The organism is Chloroflexus sp. (genome assembly GCF_034435895.1).
Lineage (GTDB): Bacteria > Chloroflexota > Chloroflexia > Chloroflexales > Chloroflexaceae > Chloroflexus.
This window is the reverse complement of sequence record NZ_DAOTWH010000129.1, coordinates 24576-31730: the sequence shown is the minus strand read 5'-3', so window position 1 is coordinate 31730 and position 7155 is coordinate 24576. Positions and strand designations below refer to the sequence as shown.

The window sequence follows — 7155 nt, the reverse complement described above, 5'->3', positions numbered from 1 at the left end:
CCGCCGCCGGTCACGCCAGTGGTACAGGCAGCCGTGCCGGTACCCGCTGGCAGCCTGCCGCCGGAGACGCCGGTCATTCCGGTGGCGCTGCCCGATGCGGCGGCCAGCTTTGGCTTATTCGGCAACAAACCGGCGGAAGCCGTGCAGAAGCTGACCGAGTCGTTGCAGCAATTCGGCGAGCGGTTGGCGGCAACGTTGCAGCAGGTGATTACCGATGCCGCCCATCTGGAGGTGGAGACCTACGTCGCCGAAACGCCAGAGGCGATCAATTACCGGCAAGGCGATTTCCGCGGCGCAACCCTCCGCGCTGTCACCCGGATGAGCCTTGACGGCGATACGCAGGTGCTGGTGCCGCTGAGCGATGAGGGGGTTGATGAGCGCTTGTGGGCCATCCATGTGAGTATGGTACAACAGGCGCAAGCCAACCGGGCCGAGATGGTAAAAGCCATTGCCGCAGCGGCGGCAGGTCTGTTGAGCGCATTGCAAGGCAAATGAACGCGGTGTTTACCGTCATCGAGCCGTTGCCGGCGGCCATCGCACCGCCGGGGCCGTGGCAAGCGCAGGCCGTTGGCAGCTCGTTTTCACTTGGCGAACAACCCGATGTGATTTGGCAGGCGCGTTTGCCGGACGATCCGGCGGCAGCGCAGGCGGCCTTGCGCGCGGCGTTGGCTCAGCTCGGTGCGCACGAAGCGGCGCTGGCGACGGTCGAGCTCCGTTTGCAGCGGGTAGCAAGCGGGGCCGTCAGTTTCAGTTCGGCGCTGCCACCCGCCGAACAAGCCTTGCTGAACGGGTTGTGGGCAGCGCAGCCGGAGGGGGCGAGTTTTGGCTTGAGCGATACGCTGCAAGCGCAATGGCAGGCGGCGCAAGAGCAGATTGCGGCCCTGACCGCGCAGGCCCGCGAGGCGCTCGGCGGGTACGCGACGGTCGAAACGGTGCAGGGCGGGAGACTGATTGGGCGCACCCGGATCAACTGGCACGGCGATGCCCGTTCGCTGCTGATAGCCGGGATTGATGCCACCCAAGCGGCGCTCCACTACCAAACGCTGGCGCTGGCCCTCCGCTCGCGCGCCGGACTATTGCGCTTGATCGGGTTGGTCGGCCGTGGCGCCGCTATCGTCGCCACCATGGTTACGTCACCGGCTGGCGCCCTCATGGCGCTGCCGGCAGTCTGGCAATTTGTGCAAGAAGTAGTGGCCGAAGTACACCAACCGATGGTATGATGCCTGTAGAGACGCTGCACCGCAACGTCTCGCCACTCCCGCGCCGAATTAAGGAGCATCGTGATGGCCAGCGAACTAGAAAATTCGATCCGCAGCGCCGCGGCTAAAGTAGCCGCTTACGTGGCCGATGCGGCTGTGATGGAGGTCACGACGTCGTATGTCGTGGTTGGGCCGGCTGCCAGTGCTGAAACACCACGCCCGGCGGCCAAGACCATCATCCGGCTCGATGGCGATTGCGAAGCGACCGTGCCGATGCGGGAAGGGCCGGGTGGCATGTTGGAGGTGGATAGCGGACTGTTCGAGATTCACCAAGCCAATGTCGCTACTGCCACTGAATATCGGGCGCGGGTGCTGGGTGCGTTGATCGGCCTGCTGCAACGACGGTGAAGCGGCGGGAGCGGGGAATGGAAAACGCACCCGCGCGTTCCGCCGCCGTGCTTGTTAGCTACGCAGCGCGTCGGTTGGCGCCATCTCGCGATGCAGGATGCCATTCGTTGCTTGAGGAACACGGAATCACTAATATGAATGACCACACCTTCATCCCGCCGCGGCTGGCTGAAATCGCGGCTGATTTTGGCGCGGCCAGCCGTGAAGAGAAGCTAGAACTGTTGCTGGAGTTTTCGGATCAGTTGCCACCATTGCCGCCCGAATTGCGCGATCACCGCGGCATGGAGCAGGTGCATGAGTGTATGTCGCCAGTGTTTGTGATCGCGCAGCGCGACGGCGAGCAGATTGTCTACCATATCGATGTGCCGCCGGAAGCGCCGACGATCCGTGGCTTCGCCGCCATCTTGCGCGAGGGGATGAACGGCTTGACCCCTGCGCAGGCGCTGGCGGTGTCGAGCGACTTTATCCAGCAGATGGGATTGCATCAGGTGCTGAGCCCGCAGCGCTTGAACGGGATTGGCGCGCTGCTGGTCTATATGAAGCGGCAGGCCTTGCGCCTGCTGGAGCAAGAACCGGCGGGGACGGCTTAGACGCGGGCGTTGCGCAGGGCTTGGGCGATCGTATTAAAGACCACCGCTGGGCGGCGACCATCGGCAATGCCGAGCCGGTAGAGCAATGCGCGGCGGTAGACGTGCGGCGAGCCATGCACGAGCCGGCAGCGCCGCCGGCGCCCTTGGCAAGCGGGGGTAGCAGTCGTCGGTTCAGAATCAAACAGCCGGATAATCATTTGATGTCTCCACCATTTGTGCTATTGCTCACAATCCTACTATAGAGTTTATGACGCGCTTCGTCAAGTTGGGAAATAATGGCATTTCCTTTACAAACACTGTGATCATGCTGAACAGCGAACAGGGATGCCACGGATTCCGCTGGGCGGGCACAAATGACACATCCTTCGTTGTGCCGTGTTCCTCCGCGCCCTCTGTGGTGCAGTATACGTCCACTTATTACTCAAGCGAAACAAGGAGGTTTCATGCCGGCAATGCTCATTAACGGTCAATGGCAGGCAGCAGCGCAAGGCGAGGTCTTTCCGGTGCATAACCCGGCCACCGAAGAGGTGATCGAGTACGTGCCGCGGGCAACGGCTGCTGATGCCGAACAGGCGATGATTGCCGCCGAACGGGCGTTTCGTGAGTGGCGGCGCGCGACAGCGCATGACAAGGCGCATGCCCTGCACGAGATTGCCCACAAGATGCGGGCGCACGCCGAAGAGCTGGCGACGCTGTTGACGCTGGAGGGCGGCAAGCCGCTGGTCGAAAACCGCGATGAGATTGGCTGGTGCGCGGCCTGTTTTGACTACTACGCCGAGTTGCAGCGTAACTCCCGCGGGCGGGTGATCCCGTCGGTCGAGCCGACCCAACTGGCGATGGTGTTGAAAGAGCCGTATGGGGTGGTGGCGGCGATTGTGCCGTGGAACTACCCGTTGTTGCTGATGTCGTGGAAGGTGGCGCCGGCGCTGGCTGCCGGCAATACCGTCGTGCTCAAGCCGAGCGAGATGACGCCGCTGGCGACGTTGCGCTTCGCCGAGCTGTGCTGCGATCACTTGCCTCCCGGCGTGCTTAACATTCTGACCGGTTTTGGTGATGTGGGCCGCGAGCTGGTGGTCAGCCCGCGCACCCAGATGATTGCGTTCACCGGCAGCTTTGCCACTGGGCGCGAGATTGCCCGGCTAGCCGCCGAACGGGTCAAGAAGACGCACCTTGAATTGGGCGGCAAAGATGCGTTTATCGTCGCCGAGGACGCCGATCTCGACGTGGCAGTGCCCGGCGTAGCATGGGCGGCGCTGCTCAATGCCGGCCAAGTCTGCACCAGTACCGAGCGGGTCTACGTGCATGAGTCGATTGCCCGCCCCTTCACCGAACGGCTGGTGGAGTTTGTGCGTTCGTTGCGGTTGGGGCCGGGGATGGATCCCGACACCGACATTGGCCCGCTGGTCGGCGAGAAATACCGCGCCAAGGTTGAGGATCACGTCGAGGAGGCGCGGGCACGCGGTGCGACCATCCTGACCGGCGGGAGACGACCGCCGCAATTCAGCCGTGGCTTCTTTTACGAACCGACCGTGCTAACCAACGTCGATCACAGCTTCCGCATTATGCGCGAAGAGACCTTTGGCCCAACCATTCCCATCATGACCTACCGCACCTTCGATGAGGCGATCGAACTGGTCAATGATTGCGATTACGGTTTGGGGGCCAATCTCTACACCAACGACCCGCGCAAGGTCAAGCAGTACTACGAAGAGGTGAAGGCCGGCACCTGTTGGGTCAACGATCCCCTAACCGACAATGATGCCGGGCCGTTTGGCGGGATGAAGTTCAGCGGCGGCGCGCGCGAGTTGGGTGAAGAGGGGTTAGAAGAATTTCTCGAAACCAAGCACGTCCATTGGGATTTCACCATGGCGCGCAAGCCGTGGTGGTATCCGTATGGCCGCCAATCATCGTAAATCGCCAATAATGCCCGTAGAGCCGCACGGCTGTGCGGCTTCAAACATACCGCGTCAGCGAAGGGGCAGACCAGCAGCACAGCCATGGGGTTGGCCCCAAGGCCCAGCAGGGGATAAAAGCCTCACGTCCGTGCGCCTCCCCCAAACCGTACCCGAGCAGCGGGCAGGCCAGCAGCATGGCTGTGTGGTTCGTCCCACAATCATGCCATCGTTAAGGGGCGGACAGAACATGCGATCGAGTGTAACCGTTGATCGTTGTGCGATGCCTCAAAGCTTCGCTCTGCTCCCCTCTCCCGCGCCAGTTGAAGTACGGACAGCACATTTGATTGATTACAACGGTTGATCGCTGTACGATGCCTCAAAGCCCGGTGCTGCGTTCCCCATCACCCCTCCCCCAGCGGGGGAAAGGCAAGGGGTGGGGCATCAGCCCGCGCAGCGGGCTTCGTAAGCGTAGCCCGGCCCTTTAGGGCCGGGTGTCGGACAGATGTTCGGTCCGCCCTTAAACCCGCGCCAGTGGGAGAGGGCTGGGGGTGAGGGCGAAACGACGCATCGCAAAGCCCTCAAACGCATCTACACTCGTGCATTCTGTCTGTCCTTAAACCCGCGCCAGCGGGAGAGGGGCTGGGGGTGAAATAGCGTATCTCAAAGCCATCAACCGTGTCGATGCTCATGTGTTTTGTCCGCCCTTGAACATGTCAGCGTAGGGAACAGAGCGTCAGCGCCGCGCGTTCGCGCGGCGCTCATTGTTGATTCGCCACCAGTCATTGCTGTGCATATAATACAAACAAGCTAATTTTGTACCAGAAAGGCATTGTCCAAACCGTATGGATGTCTACCCCACCCCACGCAATATTGCCCTGATCGATGTTTACCATCTTGGCCGTCCACATGTGATCGGTACCTTCCTTCTGCTCGGTGATGAGCCGGCGCTGGTCGATCCGGGGCCGGCCAGCACCTTGCCGGCGTTGAAGGCTGGGCTTGATGCGCAGGGTCTCACGGTAGCCGATTTGCGAGCCGTGGTGTTGTCGCACATTCACCTCGACCATGCCGGGGCGACCGGGCTATTGGCGGCTGAAAATCCGCATCTGGTGGTGCATGTTCATGAGCGTGGCGCGCCGCATCTGATTGATCCATCACGTCTGCTCACCAGCGCGGGCCAACTGTACGGCGATCGGATGGAGTCATTGTGGGGTGATGTGCGGCCAGTTGCGCCGGAACGCATTCGGGTCTATACCGGTGGTGAGACGTTACGGCTCAACGGCCATACCTTGCGTGCTTTTGACGCTCCCGGCCATGCTAAGCACCATCTGGTTTGGTTTGATGAGTCAAATGGGGTGGCGTTTGTGGGTGACAATACCGGGGTGCGCTTGCCCGGCGTGCGCATGACCCGTCCGGCAACGCCACCACCCGATGTTGATCTAGAAGCGTGGGGACGTACCCACGATCTGATCGAGCGGCTGCACCCGCAATGGTTGTGCTTGACCCACTTCGGCGCGTATGACGATGTGGCGTTTCATTTGGCCGATGCCCGTTTGCGGTTGCGGCAGTGGGCCGAGATTGTGCGGCAGAGTCTACTGGCTGGTCACGATGAAGCAACCGGCGTCGCTGCACTTGAGGCGGCGCTGGCCAGCGAAGCGGCCACCCTCTCACCGGCTGAGCAGTTGGCTATTGTTCAGCAAACCGGCCCGCTTAACCTGAGTTGGCGCGGCTTGGCGCGCTATTGGCAGAAGCTGGGCGGGTTGGGGGCAGGGTAAGCAGCATGGGGCACGGATTGGCACGGTGCAGATAACTGTGCCAATCCGTGTGAACCATGTTCATCCGTGTCCTATTTCCACATTCTCCCTACAACGTCACTTCGCCGCGCAAGAAGCGCAGGGCTGTTTCAGCCAAGATCGCCGTGCCTACTGGCAGCGCTCGCTCATCGATGTCGAAGATGGGAGTGTGGTGGGCGCGCATGATACCGTCATCAATGGCTGCACCGAGCATCAGCATCGCGCCGGGAGCCTTCTTGGTCATATAGGCGAAATCCTCGGCTCCCATACCGGTGCGCGAACGGTCAATGGCATCGGGGCCAAGAAACTCACCGGCCACATTGCTCATCCATTCCGCCACTCGTTCGTCATTCCAGCCGGCGGGGTAGCCACGGGTAATCTTGACTTCGGCGCTGCCGCCAAAGGCTTCGGCCACGGCAAACGCCCGCTCAACCTCGCGGGCGAGTTTGGCCCGTACCTCTTCGCTGAAGCTGCGCAACGTGCCTTGGACAAAGATCTCGCTGGGGATGACGTTAGAAGCATGGCCGCCGCGCACCGTGCCCACACTCAGGATTGCCGGTTCCATCGGATTGATCAGGCGGGCGCGGATGCCGAAGAGCGCATTGAGCACATGCGACAGCATAAAGACCGGGTCAGTGCCGAGATGCGGGTAGGCGCCGTGGCCGCCGGTGCCGCGAATGTAGCCCTTGAAATCATCAACCGCCGCCGATGTCCACCCGCCGCGGATCGTGACCTGCCCAACCGGCAGGGTCGAGTCGACGTGGAGGGCGATCACCGCATCAACCCCATCGAGCGCACCCTCTTCGACCATACGCAGACCGCCGCTCTTGGCCGCGTCATCCCACCCCTCTTCGGAAGGCTGAAAGAGGAAGCGCACCTTCCCGCGCAGGTTCTCGGCGGCGAACCGCTCGCGCAAGAGGTGGGCGGCGCCAAGCAACATCGCGGTATGGGCATCGTGACCGCAGGCATGCATCACACCGGGGTTGGTCGAGGCATATTCGACCTGATTCTCTTCGAGGATGGGCAATGCATCCATATCGGCCCGGATCGCGATCACCGGCCCATCGCCATCGCCAAGCTCACCGACCACGCCAGTCTTGGCTACGCCGGTTGTCACCTTAATGCCGCCGATCTCGTGCAAGGTGTCAGTGACGAGCGCCGCAGTGCGGCGCTCTTGAAAACCAAGTTCGGGGTGAGCGTGAATGTCGCGGCGAAGGCGGACAAGTTCATCGGCCAGCGCGCGAGCGCGTTCGAGCATCATACCTCTCTCCTA

Annotated in this window: 7 protein-coding genes and 1 pseudogene; 6 read left to right on the top strand and 2 right to left on the bottom strand. The window is 61.9% G+C overall.

The window, feature by feature from the left end; translation table 11 throughout:
- The 4 genes and pseudogenes from U9R81_RS07775 to U9R81_RS07760 form a co-directional block, all read left to right on the top strand.
- Nucleotides 1-495: pseudogene (locus U9R81_RS07775) on the top strand (hypothetical protein); the annotation flags it as partial.
- The gene (locus tag U9R81_RS07770; RefSeq protein ID WP_322494921.1) at nucleotides 492-1220 is read left to right on the top strand and encodes a hypothetical protein; all 729 of its coding nucleotides are present in this window, start codon (nucleotides 492-494) and stop codon (nucleotides 1218-1220) included. The pseudogene U9R81_RS07775 and the gene U9R81_RS07770, both read left to right, overlap by 4 nt.
- A 63-nt stretch (nucleotides 1221-1283) precedes the next feature.
- A complete protein-coding gene (locus U9R81_RS07765) occupies nucleotides 1284-1607 on the top strand; it encodes a hypothetical protein (protein WP_066783871.1) in 324 nt (107 codons plus the stop codon).
- Between the two features lie 134 nt (nucleotides 1608-1741).
- Nucleotides 1742-2197 carry a SufE family protein gene (locus U9R81_RS07760; RefSeq protein WP_322494920.1) on the top strand — a complete coding sequence of 152 codons (456 nt, stop codon included), beginning with the start codon at nucleotides 1742-1744 and terminating at the stop codon, nucleotides 2195-2197.
- Here U9R81_RS07760 and U9R81_RS07755 read toward each other — a convergent pair.
- Entirely contained in the window at nucleotides 2194-2394 is a 201-nt protein-coding gene (locus U9R81_RS07755; RefSeq protein ID WP_322494919.1) for a hypothetical protein, read from the bottom strand. The genes U9R81_RS07760 and U9R81_RS07755 overlap by 4 nt on opposite strands.
- A gap of 246 nt (nucleotides 2395-2640) precedes the next feature.
- On the opposite strand from U9R81_RS07755, the gene U9R81_RS07750 reads away from it, so the two are divergent.
- Together U9R81_RS07750 and U9R81_RS07745 are read left to right on the top strand one after the other, a co-directional pair.
- Entirely contained in the window at nucleotides 2641-4110 is a 1470-nt protein-coding gene (locus U9R81_RS07750; RefSeq protein ID WP_322494918.1) for an aldehyde dehydrogenase family protein, read from the top strand.
- An 824-nt stretch (nucleotides 4111-4934) separates the two neighbouring features.
- Entirely contained in the window at nucleotides 4935-5864 is a 930-nt protein-coding gene (locus tag U9R81_RS07745) for an MBL fold metallo-hydrolase (RefSeq protein ID WP_322494917.1), read from the top strand.
- 88 nt (nucleotides 5865-5952) lie between these two features.
- Here the strand turns inward: U9R81_RS07745 and U9R81_RS07740 are convergent, their stop codons facing one another.
- Entirely contained in the window at nucleotides 5953-7143 is a 1191-nt protein-coding gene (locus U9R81_RS07740) for an amidohydrolase (RefSeq protein WP_322494916.1), read from the bottom strand.
- Nucleotides 7144-7155: the final 12 nt, after the last annotated feature.